This window comes from Salipiger sp. (assembly GCF_048261495.1).
Taxonomy (GTDB): domain Bacteria; phylum Pseudomonadota; class Alphaproteobacteria; order Rhodobacterales; family Rhodobacteraceae; genus Salipiger.
Map to the genome: position 1 here is coordinate 214,767 of NZ_JBLXFX010000006.1, position 17,525 is coordinate 232,291.

The 17,525-nt window shown below is 66.7% G+C and carries 17 protein-coding genes; 6 read left to right on the plus strand and 11 right to left on the minus strand.

Features of this window, described 5'->3' with window-relative positions:
• Positions 1-89 precede the first annotated feature (89 nt).
• A complete protein-coding gene (locus ACN0RJ_RS14220; RefSeq protein WP_417720357.1) occupies positions 90-1,211 on the minus strand; it encodes an extracellular solute-binding protein in 1,122 nt (373 codons plus the stop codon).
• A gap of 118 nt (positions 1,212-1,329) precedes the next feature.
• Entirely contained in the window at positions 1,330-2,439 is a 1,110-nt protein-coding gene (locus ACN0RJ_RS14225) for an ABC transporter ATP-binding protein (protein WP_417720356.1), read from the minus strand.
• 423 nt (positions 2,440-2,862) lie between these two features.
• Here ACN0RJ_RS14225 and ACN0RJ_RS14230 point away from each other — a divergent pair, with 423 nt between their 5' ends.
• The 3 genes from ACN0RJ_RS14230 to ACN0RJ_RS14240 all read left to right on the plus strand — a co-directional run bounded on the left by ACN0RJ_RS14230 (position 2,863) and on the right by ACN0RJ_RS14240 (position 5,703).
• Entirely contained in the window at positions 2,863-4,059 is a 1,197-nt protein-coding gene (locus ACN0RJ_RS14230; protein WP_417720355.1) for a M24 family metallopeptidase, read from the plus strand.
• On the plus strand, positions 4,056-5,216 hold the full coding sequence (argE, locus tag ACN0RJ_RS14235) for an acetylornithine deacetylase (protein WP_417720354.1): 1,161 nt from the start codon (positions 4,056-4,058) through the stop codon (positions 5,214-5,216). Before ACN0RJ_RS14230 ends, argE begins: the two co-directional genes overlap by 4 nt.
• A gap of 97 nt (positions 5,217-5,313) precedes the next feature.
• On the plus strand, positions 5,314-5,703 hold the full coding sequence (locus ACN0RJ_RS14240) for a hypothetical protein (protein ID WP_417724684.1): 390 nt from the start codon (positions 5,314-5,316) through the stop codon (positions 5,701-5,703).
• Here ACN0RJ_RS14240 and ACN0RJ_RS14245 read toward each other — a convergent pair.
• Together ACN0RJ_RS14245 and ribA are read right to left on the minus strand one after the other, a co-directional pair.
• Positions 5,691-6,206 carry a L,D-transpeptidase family protein gene (locus ACN0RJ_RS14245; protein ID WP_417724685.1) on the minus strand — a complete coding sequence of 172 codons (516 nt, stop codon included), beginning with the start codon at positions 6,204-6,206 and terminating at the stop codon, positions 5,691-5,693. The two genes, ACN0RJ_RS14240 and ACN0RJ_RS14245, sit on opposite strands and share 13 nt — an antisense overlap.
• A complete protein-coding gene (gene ribA / locus ACN0RJ_RS14250; protein ID WP_417724686.1) occupies positions 6,203-7,291 on the minus strand; it encodes a GTP cyclohydrolase II in 1,089 nt (362 codons plus the stop codon). The genes ACN0RJ_RS14245 and ribA overlap by 4 nt, the downstream gene beginning before the upstream one ends.
• A 169-nt stretch (positions 7,292-7,460) precedes the next feature.
• Between ribA and ACN0RJ_RS14255 the strand changes: the two genes are divergently transcribed.
• Positions 7,461-8,147 (plus strand): response regulator transcription factor, encoded by a 687-nt coding sequence (locus ACN0RJ_RS14255; RefSeq protein ID WP_417720350.1) that lies wholly within the window; start codon positions 7,461-7,463, stop codon positions 8,145-8,147.
• Positions 8,148-8,522: 375 nt separating this feature from the next.
• Here the strand turns inward: ACN0RJ_RS14255 and pnp are convergent, their stop codons facing one another.
• Complete coding sequence (gene pnp / locus ACN0RJ_RS14260) at positions 8,523-10,667, minus strand: polyribonucleotide nucleotidyltransferase (protein ID WP_417720349.1); 2,145 nt, start codon at positions 10,665-10,667, stop codon at positions 8,523-8,525.
• Positions 10,668-10,948: 281 nt separating this feature from the next.
• On the opposite strand from pnp, the gene ACN0RJ_RS14265 reads away from it, so the two are divergent.
• A complete protein-coding gene (locus ACN0RJ_RS14265; RefSeq protein ID WP_417724687.1) occupies positions 10,949-12,202 on the plus strand; it encodes a cation:proton antiporter in 1,254 nt (417 codons plus the stop codon).
• Between the two features lie 378 nt (positions 12,203-12,580).
• On the opposite strand, the gene rpsO is transcribed toward ACN0RJ_RS14265, so the two are convergent.
• The 3 genes from rpsO to ACN0RJ_RS14280 all read right to left on the minus strand — a co-directional run bounded on the left by rpsO (position 12,581) and on the right by ACN0RJ_RS14280 (position 14,616).
• Positions 12,581-12,850, minus strand: coding sequence for a 30S ribosomal protein S15 (gene rpsO, locus ACN0RJ_RS14270; protein ID WP_417720346.1), 270 nt, complete (start codon positions 12,848-12,850; stop codon positions 12,581-12,583).
• 185 nt (positions 12,851-13,035) lie between these two features.
• On the minus strand, positions 13,036-14,010 hold the full coding sequence (locus tag ACN0RJ_RS14275; RefSeq protein WP_417724688.1) for a calcium-binding protein: 975 nt from the start codon (positions 14,008-14,010) through the stop codon (positions 13,036-13,038).
• A 78-nt stretch (positions 14,011-14,088) separates the two neighbouring features.
• Positions 14,089-14,616, minus strand: coding sequence for a DUF1643 domain-containing protein (locus tag ACN0RJ_RS14280; protein WP_417724689.1), 528 nt, complete (start codon positions 14,614-14,616; stop codon positions 14,089-14,091).
• 112 nt (positions 14,617-14,728) lie between these two features.
• Here ACN0RJ_RS14280 and ACN0RJ_RS14285 point away from each other — a divergent pair, with 112 nt between their 5' ends.
• Positions 14,729-15,697 (plus strand): threonine ammonia-lyase, encoded by a 969-nt coding sequence (locus ACN0RJ_RS14285; protein WP_417724690.1) that lies wholly within the window; start codon positions 14,729-14,731, stop codon positions 15,695-15,697.
• Positions 15,698-15,722: 25 nt separating this feature from the next.
• Here the strand turns inward: ACN0RJ_RS14285 and ACN0RJ_RS14290 are convergent, their stop codons facing one another.
• The 3 genes from ACN0RJ_RS14290 to ACN0RJ_RS14300 are packed head-to-tail and all read right to left on the minus strand — an operon-like array spanning position 15,723 to position 17,488.
• A complete protein-coding gene (locus ACN0RJ_RS14290) occupies positions 15,723-15,914 on the minus strand; it encodes a Trm112 family protein (protein WP_417720342.1) in 192 nt (63 codons plus the stop codon).
• The gene (locus tag ACN0RJ_RS14295; RefSeq protein WP_417720341.1) at positions 15,911-16,546 is read right to left on the minus strand and encodes an LON peptidase substrate-binding domain-containing protein; all 636 of its coding nucleotides are present in this window, start codon (positions 16,544-16,546) and stop codon (positions 15,911-15,913) included. The genes ACN0RJ_RS14290 and ACN0RJ_RS14295 overlap by 4 nt, the downstream gene beginning before the upstream one ends.
• A gap of 27 nt (positions 16,547-16,573) precedes the next feature.
• Positions 16,574-17,488: a tetratricopeptide repeat protein gene (locus ACN0RJ_RS14300; RefSeq protein WP_417720340.1), complete on the minus strand. Its 915-nt coding sequence runs from the start codon at positions 17,486-17,488 to the stop codon at positions 16,574-16,576.
• Positions 17,489-17,525: the final 37 nt, after the last annotated feature.

Genomic DNA, 17,525 nt, shown 5'->3' on the forward strand with positions numbered 1-17,525 from the left:
CGGTTTGTGCTTGCCTCGTGGCGGGCAATGTCTCGTGGTGGTTGCGGGAAGGGGCCGGCAGGCCCCCTCCCAGAGGTGTCAGGCGCGCCTTACTGGGCGAGCCATGCCTGGAACTTCGCGTCGATGTCATCGCGATAGTCGGCCCAGAACTCGTAATTGTAGAGGAACGTGTTCTTGGCGTTCTCGGGATCGGTCGGCATGTGCGGCGCCATCTCGATGCCGAGCTCGGCGTGCTGGCCGACCAGCGGAGCGGACGACAGGCGTGCCGGGCCGTACGAGATGTACTTGGCCTGATCCGCCAGGCGCTGGGTGTCGGTGGCGAACTTCACGAAGTCCTTCACGCGGGCCAGGGCGGCATCGTCCAGACCGGTCGGAATGATCCAGCCGTCAAGGTCGAACACCTGCGCGTCCCACATCATCGCCACGGGCTGCTTCTGCTCTTCGATGACCGAGAACAGGCGACCGTTGTAGGTCGACCCCATGAAGATTTCGCCATCGGCCAGAAGCTGCGGCGTATCGGCACCGGCGGACCACCAGATCACGTCGTCCTTGATGGTGGCGAGCTTGGCAAGCGCCTTGTCCTGACCTTCGGGAGTGGCGAGAACGTCATAGATTTCGTCCTTGGCCACGCCGTCGCAGAGCAGCGCCCATTCCATGTTGTTGATGGGGCGCTTTTCCAGCGCGCGCTTGCCCGGATAGGTCTCCAGGTCGAAGACCGAGCAGATCTCGGACGGGGGCTCGACACCCTCGGGAACCATGTCGGTGCGATAGCCGAAGGTGGTCGAGTAGACGATCTGCGGGATGAAGCAGTCGGACACGATCAGATCGCCGAAATCGTCCTCGGCAGAGGAGCCGTCATCGCCTTCGGCGAGCAGCTCTTCGGGATCGTATTCCATCGCGAGGCCTTCGTCGCAGAGGCGGATGGCGTCGGAGGCGACCACGTCGACCAGATCCCAGGTGATGTTGCCGGCCTCGTTCATGGCGCGCAGCTTGGCCACGGCCTCGTTCGAGCTTTCGTCCCAGGACACCGAAACCTCGGGGTGCATTTCGACGTAGGGCTGCGCATAGGCCTTGTCCTGGCTGGCCTGATAGGCCCCACCCCAGGACACGAGCGTCATGCTGTCAGCCATGTTGCCATGGCTCTCGGCCAGTGCACCGCCTGCGGCGACAGTCAGCGCGGTCGTGGCCAGAAGTGTTTTCGTCAGTTTCATGTATTGCTCCCTAGTGAACCCGTGTTGACGGCGGAACCGGCCCACGGGCCAAGGCTGCGGTCCCTTTCCATGCGCCGCGCCACCTGTGACAGGGCCACGGGGCAGCGCGGGCGGTTCCTCAATCCTGCGGCGCGTCCAGCGCGCGGCAGTCTTCGGGAAGCCAGCCGATCTCGATCTCCTCGCCGGGGCGAAGCCGGACCTGATCGGGGGCGTTCCGGGTCTTGATGACGAAATCGCGGTTGCCCGCGACCTCGAGCCGGGTGCGGAAGATGTCGCCCATGTAGACGAATTCCAGCACCTTGGCCTTGAGCGTATGGGCGCCCTCCTGCAGGCGCTCCTTGTTGAACTCGACCCGCTCGGGGCGGATCGACACGCGGGTGCGCTGCCCGACCTCGGTCACGTTGACCGGCTTGGCGACGATGATCTCGCCGTCGTTCAGACGCACCGTGCATTCGTTGCCGCGCATCTCGGTCACCACGCCTTCGAGCGTGTTGTTCTCGCCGATGAACTGCGCGACGAAGCTGTTCTCCGGCTCCTCGTACAGCTTGTCCGGCGGGGCAAGCTGCTGGATGCGGCCGTCGTTGAACACCGCGACCCGGTCCGACATGGTCAGCGCCTCGGTCTGGTCGTGGGTCACGTAGACCACGGTGATGCCCAGACGGTGCGCAAGGTCCGTGATCTCGAACTGCATCTTCTCGCGAAGCTGCTTGTCGAGCGCGCCGAGGGGTTCGTCCATCAGCACCAGCTCGGGTTCGAAGACCAGCGCCCGCGCCAGGGCGATGCGCTGCTGCTGACCGCCCGAAAGCTGCGCCGGGCGGCGGCCGCCGAAGGCGCCCATCTCGACCATGTCGAGCGCATGCGCCACCTTCTTCTCGCGTTCCGACTTGCCGATCTTGCGCACTTCCAGCGGGAAGGACAGGTTCTCGGCCACGGTCATGTGCGGGAAAAGGGCGTAGTTCTGGAACACCATGCCGATGCCGCGCTTGTGCGGCGGGATGTTGTTGATGCTTACCCCGTCGAGCTTGATCTCGCCGTGGGTGGCGGTTTCGAACCCCGCAAGCATCATGAGGCAGGTGGTCTTTCCCGAACCGGACGGCCCGAGCATGGTCAGGAACTCGCCCTTGGGCAGGCTCAGGTTCAGATCCTTGACGACAAGCGTCTCGCCGTCATAGCTCTTTTGCACGCGTTCAAAGGCGACGAAAGCGTCGCTGTTTCCGGTATCTGGCAAATCCGGCTCCCCGTGTGTGTCGCGGATTGTTTCCGCTGTCTTGGTCCTCTGACTAAACCGCGTCGAACCCTGTCTTGCAACCAGATTGACGCGAATCGCCCGGGCCGACGGCAAACGCGGGAGGTCCGGTCACGAAAGCGGCATATCTCCCCGAAAAAACGCCACCCGAACGCGGTGATGCAGGACAATCGACTGCACGCAAAAACGGCAGATCGCCGCGTTTGACCCGGCGTCACCCCTGCCCTGCCGCCAGAATCGACGGGGATTCTGCGCGGTTGACCCGAAATTGACGCCCATGGGATAAGCACTTGCCGGGAAAATCGTCGTTTTTTCCGTTCCCTGCCGCTCGCGTGTCGTTTTTGACGGGCACCCGCCCCCGGTTCCGCGTTGTTCTGCAGGCAGGAAAGTACCAGGTGACCCTCGATGCCCCAACACAGATTCCAGAAAGCCCTGCCCTTTACCGAGGCAGAGTACCAACGCCGCCTCGCGCTCACCCGGAAGGCGATGGAGCGCGCGGGCCTCGAGGTCATGCTGCTGACCGACCCCTCCAACATGGCCTGGATCACCGGCTATGACGGCTGGTCCTTCTACGTGCACCAGGGGGTTCTGGTGTTCCACGATGCCGACCCGATCTGGTGGGGACGCAACCAGGACACCAACGGCGCGGTGCGTACGGTCTGGATGGGCGATGACCGGGTCATCGGCTATGCGGACCACTACGTCCAGTCCACCATCCGCCACCCGATGCAGGACCTCAGCCAGCGGCTGATCGGTCTCGGCCACGAACGGGCCCGGATCGGGGTCGAGATGGACAACTACTATTTCTCTGCCAAGGCGCATGTGGCGCTGGTGGAGAGCCTGCCCGAGGCCGTCTTCGTCGATGCGACGGCGCTGGTGAACTGGCAGCGCGGCATCAAGTCGGCGGAGGAGATCGCCTTCATGCGCAAGGCGGCGCGGATCTCGGAAAAGATCGTCGACGGGCTGATCGAACGGGTCGAACCCGGCGTGCCCAAGAACGAGGTGGTGGCCGAGATCCAGCGCGACGCGATCCGGGGCGTCGACGGCGATTGGGGCGACTATGCCGCCATCGTGCCGCTGCTGCCCTCCGGGTCCGACGCGGCGGCACCGCATCTCACCTGGAACGGCGACCCCTTCCGCAAGGGCGAGGCCACCTTCTTCGAGATTTCCGGCTGTTACCGGCGCTATCACACGCCGTTCTGCCGCACGATCTTCCTCGGCGAGCCGCCGGATTTTCTGCGGGCCGCCGAAACCGCGCTTGTCGAGGGGCTCGAGGCCGGTCTGGAAGCCGCCCGCGCCGGCAACCGCGCCTGCGACATCGCCAATGCCCTCGCCGCCCCGCTCGAGCGCGCCGGCATCGAACGCGGGGCGCGCTGCGGCTATCCCATCGGACTCAGCTATCCGCCGGACTGGGGCGAGCGCACGATCTCGCTGCGCTCAGAGGACGAGACGATCCTGCAACCCGGCATGACCTTCCACTTCATGCCCGGGCTCTGGATGGCGGACTGGGGGCTGGAGATCACCGAATCGATCCTCATCACCGAAAACGGCGCCGCCGAGTGCTTCTGTGACCGGCCGCGCAGCATGATCGTGAAGACATGACGCTACTGACCGATACCGAAACCATCCTCGAAGACCTCATCGCCTTTCCCACCGTGTCGACGGACAGCAATCTCGACATGATGGCGGCGATGGCCACCCGGCTCGAAGGGCTGGGCGCGCGGGTCGACCTGTTCCACGATGACAGCGGCACGAAGGCCAACCTCTTTGCCTCCATCGGACCCGATGTGCCGGGCGGGGTGGTGCTGTCGGGGCATTCCGACGTGGTGCCGGTGACCGATCAGGACTGGACCAGCGATCCCTTCGCCCTCACCCGGCGGGGGGACCTGCTCTACGGGCGCGGCACCTGCGACATGAAGGGCTTCATCGCCGCGGCGCTGGCCATGGCGAAACCGCTGTCGCGCACCCGCCTGCGCCGCCCGGTGCACCTGTGCTTCACCCACGACGAAGAGGTCGGCTGCCTCGGCGCGCGCAACCTCGTGCCGGAGCTCAAGGCCCGGGGCTACGCGCCGCGCATCGCCATCGTCGGGGAGCCGACGCTCATGCACATCGTCGAAGGCCACAAGGGCTGCTGCGAATACACCGCGCGGTTCACCGGACTCGAAGGGCACGGCTCCGCCCCCGACCGGGGCGTCAACGCGGTGCTCTACGCGGTGCGTTACGTCAACCGCCTGATGGAACTGGCCGAGGCGCTCAAGGCCCGCGCCCCGCGCGATTCCCGCTTCGATCCGCCCTGGACCAGCGTCAACGTCGGCCGCCTTTCGGGTGGGGTCGCCCACAACGTCATCCCCGGCAAGGCCGAGATCGACTGGGAAATGCGGCCCGTGCAGGCGGGCGATGCGGATTTCGTCAAGGAAGCCATCGCCCATTACGTCGAACATGAACTGCTGCCCGCCATGCGCGCGGTCACCCCCCAGGCCGACATCACCACCGAGGTGATCGGAGAGGTCGTCGGCCTCGAACCGATGGACGACAACGCGGCGCGCGACCTGGTGGCGCAACTCACCGGCGCCAACGCCGCCGAGGTCGTCCCCTTCGGGACCGAGGCCGGGCTGTTCCAGGAAATGGGCATGTCCGTCGTGGTCTGCGGCCCCGGTTCCATCACGCAGGCGCACAAGCCCGACGAATACATCGCCCGCGACCAGCTTTCGCAATGCCTCGACATGCTGCAGGGGGTGACGCGGTCGCTTGCCGCATGACCGCCGGGCTGAAGCCCCCGGCTTGACCGCATTTCGTTGACAGACCCCGCCGGGGTCCGAATACTTTCGGTGTACATTGACCGGAAAGGATTTCGAAATGAAATACGTTCTTCCCGTCCTCGCCGCGCTGGCCCTGCAGACCGGCGCCGCGCAAGCCGAGTTTTCCATCAGCTTCGCCTGGGGCGATATTCCCCGCTGCACCTCGGGACGTCCCGGAACGGTGCCCTCCCCGGCCTTCGCGATCAGGGACCTGCCCGCCGGGACAACCTCGGTCGAGTTCCGCCTCAGGGATATCAACGTTCCGACCTTCAATCACGGCGGCGGCAAGCTGAAGGTTTCCCGCGCCGGACAACTGCCCGCCGGGGCCTTCAAGTACAAGAGCCCCTGCCCGCCGAACGGGGCGCATGTCTACGAATGGACCGCCACCGCACGGGCCGGAAACAAGGTCGTCGGCAAGGCAAGCGCCCGCCGCAACTACCCGGAATAGGCCAGGCCCTCGGGCACCACCAGCCGCGTCCCAGGCGCGGCAAGCGCGGCGATGCGCAGCAGATCCCGGCGCGCAAAGGCAATGCAGCCGGCGGTCGGCCGTCCCCGCCCGCGCCACTGGTGCAAAAAGATGGCCGAGCCGCGCCCGGCCTGCGCGTCGGGCCAGTTCCAGTCGGTGAGCAGAACCACGTCATACATCGGGTCGGCGCGGCGCATGTCCTCGTGGCTGTGCGGATAGGGCGCCCGGACGAGGTGGTTGTACTCCGGCTGGCCGGAGGCATCGGACCACAGGTCGCCCGGCAGGATCGGCTCGGCCCAGGGGGCGGGCGTCGCAAGCCGGTCGGGGCGGTAGAGGCAGCCGACGATCCGATGCACCCCCACCGGGGTTGCCCCGTCCCCCTCGGACTTGTCCGTCCGGATGCCCCCCCGCCCGACCGTGCAGGGCCAGAGGCGACCGGCATAGCGCAGCCCGCTCCGCGTCAGCACCATGTCCGACGCGCTCACAGCAGGTGCCCCGACTTCGCGGCCTTGGTCGCGAGGTAGGCCGCGTTGTACGGATTCTCTCCGACCTTCAGCGGCACCCGCTCGGTGACATCAATGCCGCAGCGCTCCATCATCGCGATCTTGCTCGGGTTGTTGGTCAGCAGGCGCACCGCACCGAAACCCATCTTGCGCAGGATCCCGGCGCCGAGGCGGAAATCGCGCTCGTCATCCTCGAACCCCAGCCGGTGATTGGCCTCGACCGTGTCGAACCCCTGATCCTGCAGCGCATAGGCCCGCATCTTGTTGGCCAGGCCGATCCCCCGCCCCTCCTGGTTGAGATAGAGCAGCACCCCCGCCCCCTCCTGCCCCATGCGCGCCAGCGCGGCGTTCAGTTGCGGACCGCAATCGCATTTCAGCGACCCGAGCAGGTCTCCGGTGAAACAGGCCGAATGCAGCCGTGCCAGCACCGGGGCGGCGCGATCCGGGCGACCGACCTCGACCGCGTAATGCTCGTCCGAGCCGTCCTCGGGGCGGAAGATGTGCAGCCGGGCGTTTTCGGCGGCGCGCAGCGGCACGCGGGCCGAGACCACGTGATCGAGCGCCGCCAGCGTCAGCATGTAGGGCGCCGCCGCCGCCGCATCGACAAGCGTCAGCCGCTCGGCCTGCGCCAGTGCCGCCGGGTCGGCAAGCGGCAGGACGAGGACCGCGGGCAGTAGCCGCGCCGACTTCGCCAGCGTCACCGCCAGCCTGTGCAGCGCGGCGTCGCCCTCGCGCCGGGTCGCCAGCGGCCCCTTCATCGGCATCGCGAGGTCGTCGGCGGGGTCGGCGATCCCGCGCAACCAGAGCACGTCGGCATCCTCGGGCAGGATCACCCGCGCCACATCTCCGTCATAGGCCCGCGCCTTGAGCGTCTCGGCCCGCCGCGCCGTCAACACGAGGTCCGCGCGCCCCATCCCGCGCACCAGCGCAAAGCGCGCCGCGCTGAGGGTTTCGGCCGCCAGCACCAGCGCGCCGCCCGCAGCGCCGGACAGAACCACCGGCACCCCCATGCGCAGATCGGCACGGGCCCGCGCGAGCGTTTCGGCTAGATCGGGGGCAAGCGGCATGGCGAGGTCCAGTTTTCCGGCATGGGCAAGGGGCGGACTGACAGATGCGCCCGCCGATCCTGTAACAAAAGCCCCCGCCGGACACGAGGGCGTGAAAGTCGTGACGCAAAACTTGCCGACACGCAACGGTGTATCCATGTGAAGTCACAAGACAGAAGGAGGCGCCAAGATGGCTCAGATCAAAAACATTCTGCTCGTGGACGATGACGACGACCTGCGCGAGGCGCTGGCCGAACAACTCGTGATGACCGAGGATTTCGAGGTCTTCGAAGCCGACAGCGCCGCCGCCGCCATGCCCCGCGTCAAGGAGCAGATCTACGACCTGATCATCCTCGACGTGGGTCTGCCGGACACCGACGGGCGCGAACTCTGCAAGCTGCTGCGCAAGCAGGGCATCAAGTCGCCGATCATCATGCTGACCGGCCACGACACCGATGCCGACACGATCCTGGGTCTCGACGCCGGCGCGAACGACTACGTCACCAAGCCCTTCAAGTTTCCGGTCCTGCTGGCCCGCATCCGCGCCCAGCTGCGCCAGCACGAACAGTCCGAGGATGCGGTCTTTGCCGTCGGGCCCTATACCTTCAAGCCCGCGATGAAGATGCTGGTGACCGAGGACGACCGCAAGATCCGCCTCACCGAGAAAGAGACCAACATCCTGAAGTACCTCTACCGCTCGACCGAGGGCGTGGTGCCGCGCGACATCCTGCTGCACGAGGTCTGGGGATATAACGCGGGCGTGACGACTCACACGCTGGAAACGCACATCTACAGGTTGCGTCAAAAGATCGAACCGGACCCGTCGAACGCGCGAATTCTCGTGACGGAATCCGGAGGCTACCGGCTTGTTGCCTGAAAACATGGCAGAAAAGTTAACGTGTTGCATTTCTGCCGGTCGGCAAAAGGTCGCGCTTTGAGGTTTACGTAACTCAAAGTAAGATCAACCTGTCGGATCGTGAAAATTCGACACAAGTTCCCGTTGCATGTGCGGGTCATCGCATGCACCTCCCTGTTGGACCTGGCCGGGCATTTTGCCCGGCCTTTTTTTGTCCGCCGCGTCCCGTTGCGGCTGCGTCGGCGCGCCGGGATTCACCCCGAGGTTGACCTTCGCCCCCAGCCTCATGCCACGATTCCGCAGCGACAGGGTGGCCGCTGAAACGCAAAACGCCCCGGCGCATCGGCCGGGGCGTTCCGAAAGATCGCTGCGGACGGGTCCGCGGCGCGAAAGGCCTCAGCCCTCCGCCTCTTCCTTGTTCTTCTCTTCGACCGCGGGTTCGCCGGTCTCCTGGTTCACGACCTTCATCGACAGGCGCACCTTGCCGCGATCGTCGAAGCCCAGCAGCTTGACCCAGACTTCCTGGCCTTCCTTCAGCACGTCCGACGGATGGTTCAGGCGGCGGTTTTCGATCTGGGAGACGTGCACGAGGCCGTCACGCTTGCCGAAGAAGTTCACGAAGGCGCCGAAATCGACGATCTTCACGACCTTGCCCTTGTAGATCCCGCCTTCTTCCGGCTCGGCCACGATGGACCAGATCATGTCGTAGGCCTTCTTGATGGCTTCGCCGTTCGGCGATGCGATCTTGATGATGCCGTCGTCGTTGATGTCGACCTTGGCGCCCGACACTTCCACGATCTCGCGGATCACCTTGCCGCCCGAACCGATCACTTCACGGATCTTGTCGGTCGGGATCTGCATGGTCTCGATGCGCGGTGCGTGGACCGAGAATTCGGCCGCTTCGGTCAGCGCCTTGGCCATCTCGCCCAGGATATGCATCCGGCCGTCCTTGGCCTGTGCAAGCGCCTGCTTCATGATCTCGGGCGTGATGCCCGCGACCTTGATGTCCATCTGCAGCGAGGTGATGCCGTTTTCGGTGCCCGCGACCTTGAAGTCCATGTCGCCGAGGTGATCCTCGTCGCCGAGGATGTCGGTCAGGACGGCGAACTCGCCGTCGTCTTCCAGCACGAGACCCATGGCGACGCCGGCCACGGGCGCCTTGAGCGGAACGCCCGCATCCATCATCGACAGCGAGCCGCCGCAGACGGAGGCCATCGAGGACGAGCCGTTGGATTCGGTGATCTCCGACACGATGCGGATCGTGTAGGGGAAGTCGGTCGCGGCGGGCAGAACCGCCTGCAGCGCGCGCCAGGCGAGCTTGCCGTGGCCGATCTCGCGACGGCCCGGGCTGCCCACGCGGCCCACTTCACCGACCGAGTACGGCGGGAAGTTGTAGTGCAGCAGGAAGTTGGACTTGAAGTTGCCGTGCAGCGCGTCGATGAACTGCTCGTCGTCGCCGGTGCCGAGCGTGGTCACGACCAGCGCCTGGGTTTCACCGCGGGTGAACAGGGCCGAACCGTGGGTCCGCGGCAGCAGGCCGGTTTCCGACAGGATCGGGCGGACCTGATCCAGCGCGCGGCCGTCGATGCGGCGCTTGTTCTTCACCACGTCCGACCGCAGAACCGTCGATTCCAGCTTCTTGATGGCGGAGCCGAGGTTGGAATCCGCCAGTTGCTCTTCGGAAAGCTGCGCCTTGATCTCGTCCTTGGCGGCAGAGACCGCGGCAACCCGCTCCTGCTTGTCGGTGATGGCGTAGGCCGCCTTCATCTTGTCCTCGCCCACGGATTTCACCGCGGCGAACAGCTCGGAGTAATCCGGCGCCTGGAAGTCGAACGGCTCCTTCGCGGCGGTTTCGGCCAGCGAGATGATGAGGTCGACAACCGGCTGGATCTGCTCGTGCGCGAAGACGACCGCGCCCAGCATTTCGTCCTCGGTCAGTTCGTAGGCTTCCGATTCCACCATCATCACGGCGTCCTTGGTGCCGGCGACGACCAGGTCGAGACGCTGCTCGGGGTTGTTGCGCAGCCCCTGCATGTCGTCGACCGTCGGGTTCAGGATGTATTCGCCATCCTCGTAGCCGACGCGGCAACCGGCGATCGGGCCCATGAACGGCACGCCCGAGATGGTCAGCGCGGCGGAGGCGGCGATCATCGCGACGATGTCGGGATCGTTGACCAGATCGTGGCTCAGCACCGTGCACATCACCAGCACTTCATGCTTGAAGCCGGGAACGAACAGCGGGCGGATCGGACGGTCGATCAGGCGGGCGGTCAGCGTTTCCTTTTCGGTCGGCCGCGCCTCGCGCTTGAAGAAGCCGCCCGGCACCTTGCCGGCGGCATAGTATTTTTCCTGGTAGTGGACGGTCAGCGGAAAGAAATCCTGACCTTCCTTCGCGGCCTTGGCGAAGGTGACGTTGGCCATGACGCTCGTCTCGCCCAGGGTGGCGATGACGGTTCCGTCGGCCTGACGGGCAACCTTGCCCGTTTCCAGAGTGAGGGTTTCCTCCCCCCACTGCATCGATTTCGTCGTAACGTTGAACATTTGAGTATCCTGTAAGGGAGCGCTCCCGGCCCTCCGGGTCTCCCGTTTTTCATGGCGGCCCCATTGCCGCCGCCCCCTATCCTGTTGCACGCGCCCGGGGGCCCAAAGGCGTCACGTCTCAGATGGGGGGCCAATACAGGAAGTTGAAGCCCTTTGGAAGCGGGAATGCCGGGCCGCATCCCCTCCCGCGAGGGCAAACTGCCGGTTCCCCCGCGGCGGCGGGATTGCTACACCCGCAAGAGGATCTTTCTTCAACGCGTTGCACAGGACGGCTGGACCGGATGACCATTCTTCAGATCGCCTCCCTGCTCATCGTGCTGGCCGGAATTTTCGGCTCGATCAACTACCTGTTCCTCAAGCTGCCTTCCTCCATCGGCATCCTCGTGGTGGCGCTGTTCACCTCTTTCGTGACGCTGCTCGCCGACTGGGTGCTGGATCTGCGCATCGCCGACCAGATCCGGACCCAGATCCTGGAGATCGACTTCTCCGATGCGCTGCTCGAAGGGATGCTGGGCCTGCTGCTCTTTGCCGGGGCGCTGCATGTGAAGCTGTCGGACCTGCGCAATGTCTGGCCGGTGGTGCTGCTGATGGCGACGGTCGGCGTGGTGCTGTCGACCGCCGTGGTCGGGGTCGGGTTCTCCTGGCTGACCGGCGCACCGCTGGCGGTGGCGCTGGTCTTCGGGGCGCTGATCTCGCCCACCGATCCGGTGGCGGTGCTGGGCGTCCTGCGCGAGGCGAACCTGCGCAAGTCGCTGGAAACCCAGATCGCCGGGGAAAGCCTGTTCAACGACGGCGTGGGATACGTGGTCTACCTGATCCTCGTCGGACTGGCCTTTCCCGCCGTCTCGCACGGCAGCGCGGAGGCCGGCGGGCTGGCCGGTGCGCTGACGCTGTTCCTGCGCGAAGCGGTGGGCGGGGCGGCGCTCGGCCTTGCGCTCGGCTGGCTGGTGTTCCGCGTCATGCGGCGGATCGACGACTACGCGCTCGAGGTGCTGCTGACCCTCGGGCTGGCCTTCGGCGGCTACGAACTTGCCATCGCCCTGCACGTCTCGGCCCCCATCGTGGCGGTCTGCGCCGGGCTGCTGATCGGCGACGTGGGGTCGCGCTACGGGATGAGCGAGGAAACCCGCAAGTACGTCGAGGCCTTCTGGGTGCTGGTGGACGAGATCCTGAACGCGGTGCTGTTCCTGATGATCGGGTTCGAGGTCTTTGCCGTGGCGCTGGAGCTCGATTTCCTGGTGGCGGCGACGGCCTCGATCCTGCTGGCGCTTCTGGGCCGGCTGGTGGCGGTGGCCGTGCCGGTCCTGATGCTGCGTCCCTTCCGCGACATTGGGCCCGGCGTGATTCCGATCATGACCTGGGGCGGGCTGAAGGGCGGGATCTCGGTCGCGCTGGCGCTGGCGCTGCCGGACAACGACTGGAAACCGCTGATCCTGACCGCGACCTACGTGGTCGTGGTATTCTCGATCATCGTGCAGGGGCTGACGGTGGCGCGGCTGGCCGGGAAGGTCGGACGCGAGCCCGAACTGATGTGATCCGCGGCTTGTTTCAGGCGAATCCTGTCCGGAATGAAGATGCGGCTCAGTCCCACGCCGAAGCGCAGGGGCGAAGATATGTTTTCCACCCGCGCGGCGGGCTGATCCGGCGGACGGTTGTCGGGCTGGACCACGAAATCGGGCGCGATCCGTTGTGCGAGGTGGTTCAGCAGCGCGGGGGTCACCTGCGCCAAGGCGGCTGGCAGGTCATCATGGGCGGACACCGCGCCCCGATCCGCGAACTCCCCTGACCGGGGCGCCCGAAGTTTCGTCGAAGAATTCCGTCCCTGCCGCTGCGGCGCCCGGACAGCAAAACGCCCGCTCCTTTCGGAACGGGCGCCTGAAGCCTGTGCCGGGCGGGAAGTCCCGCCCGCGGACTCAGCGACGGATGCCGAGGCTTGCGATCAGCTTCTGATAGCGCTCTTCTTCCTTGCCCTTCAGGTAGTCCAGCAGCTTGCGGCGCTGGGCCACCAGCTTCAGAAGGCCACGACGCGAGTGGTTGTCCTTCTTGTGGGTCTTGAAGTGCTCGGTCAGGGTGGTGATGCGGCTGGTGAGGATCGCAACCTGAACTTCGGGCGAACCGGTGTCGCCGTCCTTGGTCGCGTATTCCTTCATCAGGCGGGTCTTTTCTTCGGCAGTGATCGACATCGGGGTCTCCTTCTGGGTTGGAGTGGATGGCGCAAGCCGGGATGTCGTCCAGCAGGGCCCATGGAGAAACCCGCCCCGTATGGGCGGATGCGCGCGTATAGGGTGATTCCGGCGCGATGGAAAGCGAATTTGCCGCCGGGCCCGATGCGCGTGGACCGGGCCGGCCATCGGTTCTGCCCGATGCCTCAGCCGCCGGCGATCATTTCCCCGGCGACGCTTTCGCCGATCAGGACGATATCGCCGGGGTCGGGCGCCTCGGCTCCCGGCATGACGGCAAGCACCTCGCCGTCAACCAGGAGTTCCATCATGCCCGGCTCGGTCGGGCTGTCGCGCAGTTGCACCTCCGGCACCGCGCCGGAGCGGTCGTCATAGACCACCACGACCTGATCCTCGACCGCATCGAAATCCATCAGCGTCGCAGCTTCTCCGCCGGAGGAGGAGGACAGGCTCATCAGGAAATCGTCCGCGCCCGCGCCACCCGTCGCGACATCGCCGGCGCCCACCAGCAGGCTGTCGGCGCCATCGCCCGCGTTGAGGTAGTCGGTCACGCCATCCTCGATCCCGGAGAGTACATCGTCCCCCGCGCCGCCCATGAGCGTATCGCTGCCCGTGCCGCCGAAAAGGGTGTCGTCGCCCTCGCGGCCGTGAAGGGCGTCGTCGCCGTCCCCGCCGTCGAGAAATTCGTCGCCCGATCCGCCGTTCAGCACGTCGTCGCCGTCATCCCCGAGCAGGGTATCGGCGCCTGCATGAGCAAAAAGCGCATCGTCCCCCGCCCCGCCGGAAAGCAGATCGTCGCCGTCGTCGCCGTGCAGCGTGTCGTTGCCATCGCCGCCCAGCACGGTATCGGCCCCCGCGCCGCCGAGAAGTTCGTCATCCGCGCCCAACCCCTGCACGAGGTCGTCGCCGCCGGCCCCGCCGAGCAGGTCGGTCATCGGCGTTCCGGTCAGGGTCTCCGCGCCGTCCGAGCCGTCGAGGACAAGGCCGCCGGGCGCATCCGCATCGCCCGCGACGCCGCTGGCCGCCTCCTCGGGCAGGGGATCGTCGGACACGGCGTCGCCGCCTTCGACGTCTTCGTCCCGATCCTCCTCACCCTCCTGCGTGCTGATGACGGCGATCGAGCCCAGCATCATCATTCCCATCAATCCCGCAAGCCAGAGCATCGGCCAACCCTCGTTACCCGCGCGACCGGAGCTTGCCGGATCGCGCCTTTCCCCTGACATCGCTCATTCGGGTTAATGTCAGGAAAACGTTCCCCCGCCATAGCGCATCGGAACGGGCCAGCACAGCGGAACGGCATCGTTGCGAAGGTAGAGCGGGTGGCGCGGATGGCCGTCGCGGGTCAGCCCGAGGTGATGCAGCCGCCCGGCAAGCCGCGCGGCCATCGCGGGACCGCGGCCGAGATAGGCCCCGTGCACGCCCCAGGCGGCAAGGGTCATGCCGGCCTCCGCGTGCCACTCGGAAACGAGCGCGTCGTTCTCCGGGCCGACCGGCGCCTCCGCGCGGCGCAGATCCTGCGGCCGCGTCGCCCGGTAGGCAAACAGGTTGGCGATCCGCATCGCGCCGAACCCCAGCCGGACCGCGCGGCGCTGGCAGCGTTCGATGGTGGGGTCGTTGCGGGTCTCGTCGGCGGTCGAGGGGTTCAGCATGACGTAGAGCAACGGCGCCCCCGTGGCCCAGCGCCGCTCCAGCCCGTAGCGCCACGTCCCGCAGCGCGAAAACAGCGCCCGCGAGGTCACGCCGTCCTGCTGGTGCAACCGCTCGATCATGGGTCCGCAGGGTGCCGCCGCACGGCGCGCGCCGCAACCCCCGCCGCACCCCGTTGACACCCCCGCGTCACAGGCTAACCCTGCGCCGCAAACGACGAGGACAGGACAGCCCATGGATATCGCCCGCATCGAAGCCGCCGCGCAACGTCTCGAGGGGCACGCCCGCCGTACGCCGATGCTCGGCTCGCCCTTCCTCGACGAGGTCGCTGGCCGCCGCGTCCTGGTCAAGGCCGAGTGCCTTCAGCACACCGGCAGCTTCAAGTTCCGCGGCGCATGGTCGGCGATTTCCGCGCTTCCTCCGGAGGTGCGCAAGCGCGGAATCATCGCCTTTTCCTCCGGCAACCATGCACAGGGCATCGCCGCCGCGGCGCGTGCCCATGGCGCTCCGGCGGTGATCGTCATGCCCTCGGACGCGCCCGCCGCCAAGATCGCCGGGACGCGCGGGCTCGGCGCCGAGGTCGTGCCCTATGACCGCGCGACCGAGGATCGCGACGAGATCGGCGCGCGGCTGGCGGCCGAACGGGGGCTGACGCTGGTCAAGCCCTTCGACGAACCCGAGGTGATCGCCGGTCAGGGCACCTGCGGGCTGGAAATCGCGGAACAGGCGGCGGAGCTGGGTGTGACCGGGGCCGATGTCCTGGTCTGCTGCGGCGGTGGCGGCCTGACCTCGGGGATCGCGCTGGCGCTGGAGGCCCGCGCGCCCGGCCTGCGCCCCCGTCCGGCGGAGCCGCAGGGCTTCGACGACGTGAAACGCTCGCTGCTCTCGGGGCGGATCGAGCGGAACCCGCAGCTTTCGGGCAATATCTGCGACGCGATCATCACGCCGCAGCCCGGCAACCTGACCTTTCCGATCATGGCACGCCTCTGCGGCCCCGGCATCGCGGTGACCGAGGACGAGGCCCTGCGCGCCATGGCGCTGGCCTTCCGGCATCTGAAGATCGTGGCCGAACCGGGCGGCGCCGTGGCGCTGGCCGCCGCGCTGTTTCACGGCGCCGAGATCGAGGGCGACGCCGTGGTCTGCACCGTCTCCGGCGGCAATGTCGATGCGGAAATCTTTGCCCGCGCGCTGACCCTCGCCTGAGTGCCCCGGCGCCTCCCCGAAGGGATCAGGGATCGAGGCGGCGCGCCTCGTCCACCAGCATCACGGGGATGCCGTCGCGGATCGGATAGGCGAGGTTCGACGCCCGGCTGACGAGTTCCTGCCGCTCGGCATCGTATTCGAGCGCGCTCTGCGAGGCCGGGCAGATCAGGGCTTCGAGCATGCGTCGGTCGAAGGCGGGGTCGGTCGGGGCGGTCATTGCATCGGGTCCTCGTGGCAGCCGCCCCTCAGGGCGTATTCGATCAGGGTGACAAGGGTTTCGCGCCGCGTGCTGAGCGACGGCGCCTCGAGCAGCGCCTGCTTGTCCTCCGGGGCGAAATCCAGCAGCATCGACAGGGAGTTGATGAGCAGCTCGTCCTCGGCATCCTTCAGCGTGTCCCAGTCCGCCGACAGGTTCTGCGCGGCAAAGAAGCGGTCGAGGATGCGCAGGAAGGCCTTGCGGTCGAAGCCGGTGTCGTGGTCGGAGGTTTCGAGATCCCGTCCGAAGCCGTCCCAGCTCACCTCGCAGCGGCGGTATGGGGTGAAACCGTCGACCTCGGACCGGACCCGGAAGCGCGAGAGGCCGGTGAGCGTGATCATGTAACGCCCGTCCTCGGTTTCGGAAAACTGGGTGATGCGCCCCGCGCAGCCGATCTTTTGCAGCCCCTTGTCGCCCGGCCCCGAGGGCTGGATCATCCCGATCACCCGCGCCTCGGCCTTCAGCGCATCGTCCAGCATCGCGAGGTAGCGCGGTTCGAAGATGTGCAGCGGAAGTCGCGACCGGGGCAGCAGCAGCGCCCCGGGCAACGGAAAGACCGGGAGCACCCCCGGCAGATCAAAACGCTTCGCCATATCAGGCGAGCTAGTCCGCGCGGCCCATCAGGCAAATATCATCGAGCTGAGTTTCCGCCGACCGGCGAGAACCACCGGATCGTTCGGCTTGAGCGCCTCGAAAATGGTGAAGAGCTGCGTCTTGGCCGCGCCCTCGTTCCATTCCCGGTCGCGACGGAACAGTTCGAGAAGCTGCGCCACCGCGCCCTCCGCGTCGCCATGCGCATAAAGCGCCTGCGCAAGGTCGAAACGGGCCTGATGATCGGAGGGGTCGGCCTCGACCTTCTGGGTCAGTTCGGTGACCGGACCGGCATTCGCCGCCTGCCTCGCCAGTTCGAGCTGGGCATGAGCGGCTTCCAGCTCGGGAGCGCGGGAAATCGACGCCGGGGCGCCGTTCAGGATCGCCTCGGCCTGGTCGAGATCGCCCATCGCGATATGCGCCCGCACCATGCCGCCATAGGCGCCCGCATGTTCCGGTTCCTCTTCGAGGATCGCGGCGAACACCTGCGCGGCATCGACGGCGGCGCCCTGCTCCAGCATTTCCTCGGCGGCGGCGATGGCATCGTCGAGACCGCCGCTCGCATCCCCGCCCGAGGCCTGCACGACACGTTCGACAAAGGCCTTGATCTCGGACTGCGGGACCGCGCCCTGGAAACCGTCGATCGGCTGGCCCTTCCAGAAGGCATAGACCGTCGGGATCGACTGGATGCGCAACTGGCTCGCGATCATCTGCGCTTCGTCCACGTTGACCTTGGCCATGCGCACCGCGCCCTTGGCGGCGGTCACCGCAGCCTCGAGCTGCGGGCCGAGTGTCTTGCAGGGGCCGCACCAGGGCGCCCAGAAATCGACGATCACCGGAACCGTCTGGCTCAGTTCGACGACCTCGGCCATGAATTCGGCCTCGCTTACATCCTTGATCAGATCGGCAGCGGGTGCCGCCGTCTTGGTGCCCAGTTCCAGCATGTCCATATCCTCCGCCTTTGCGGTCACATCGCTGAGA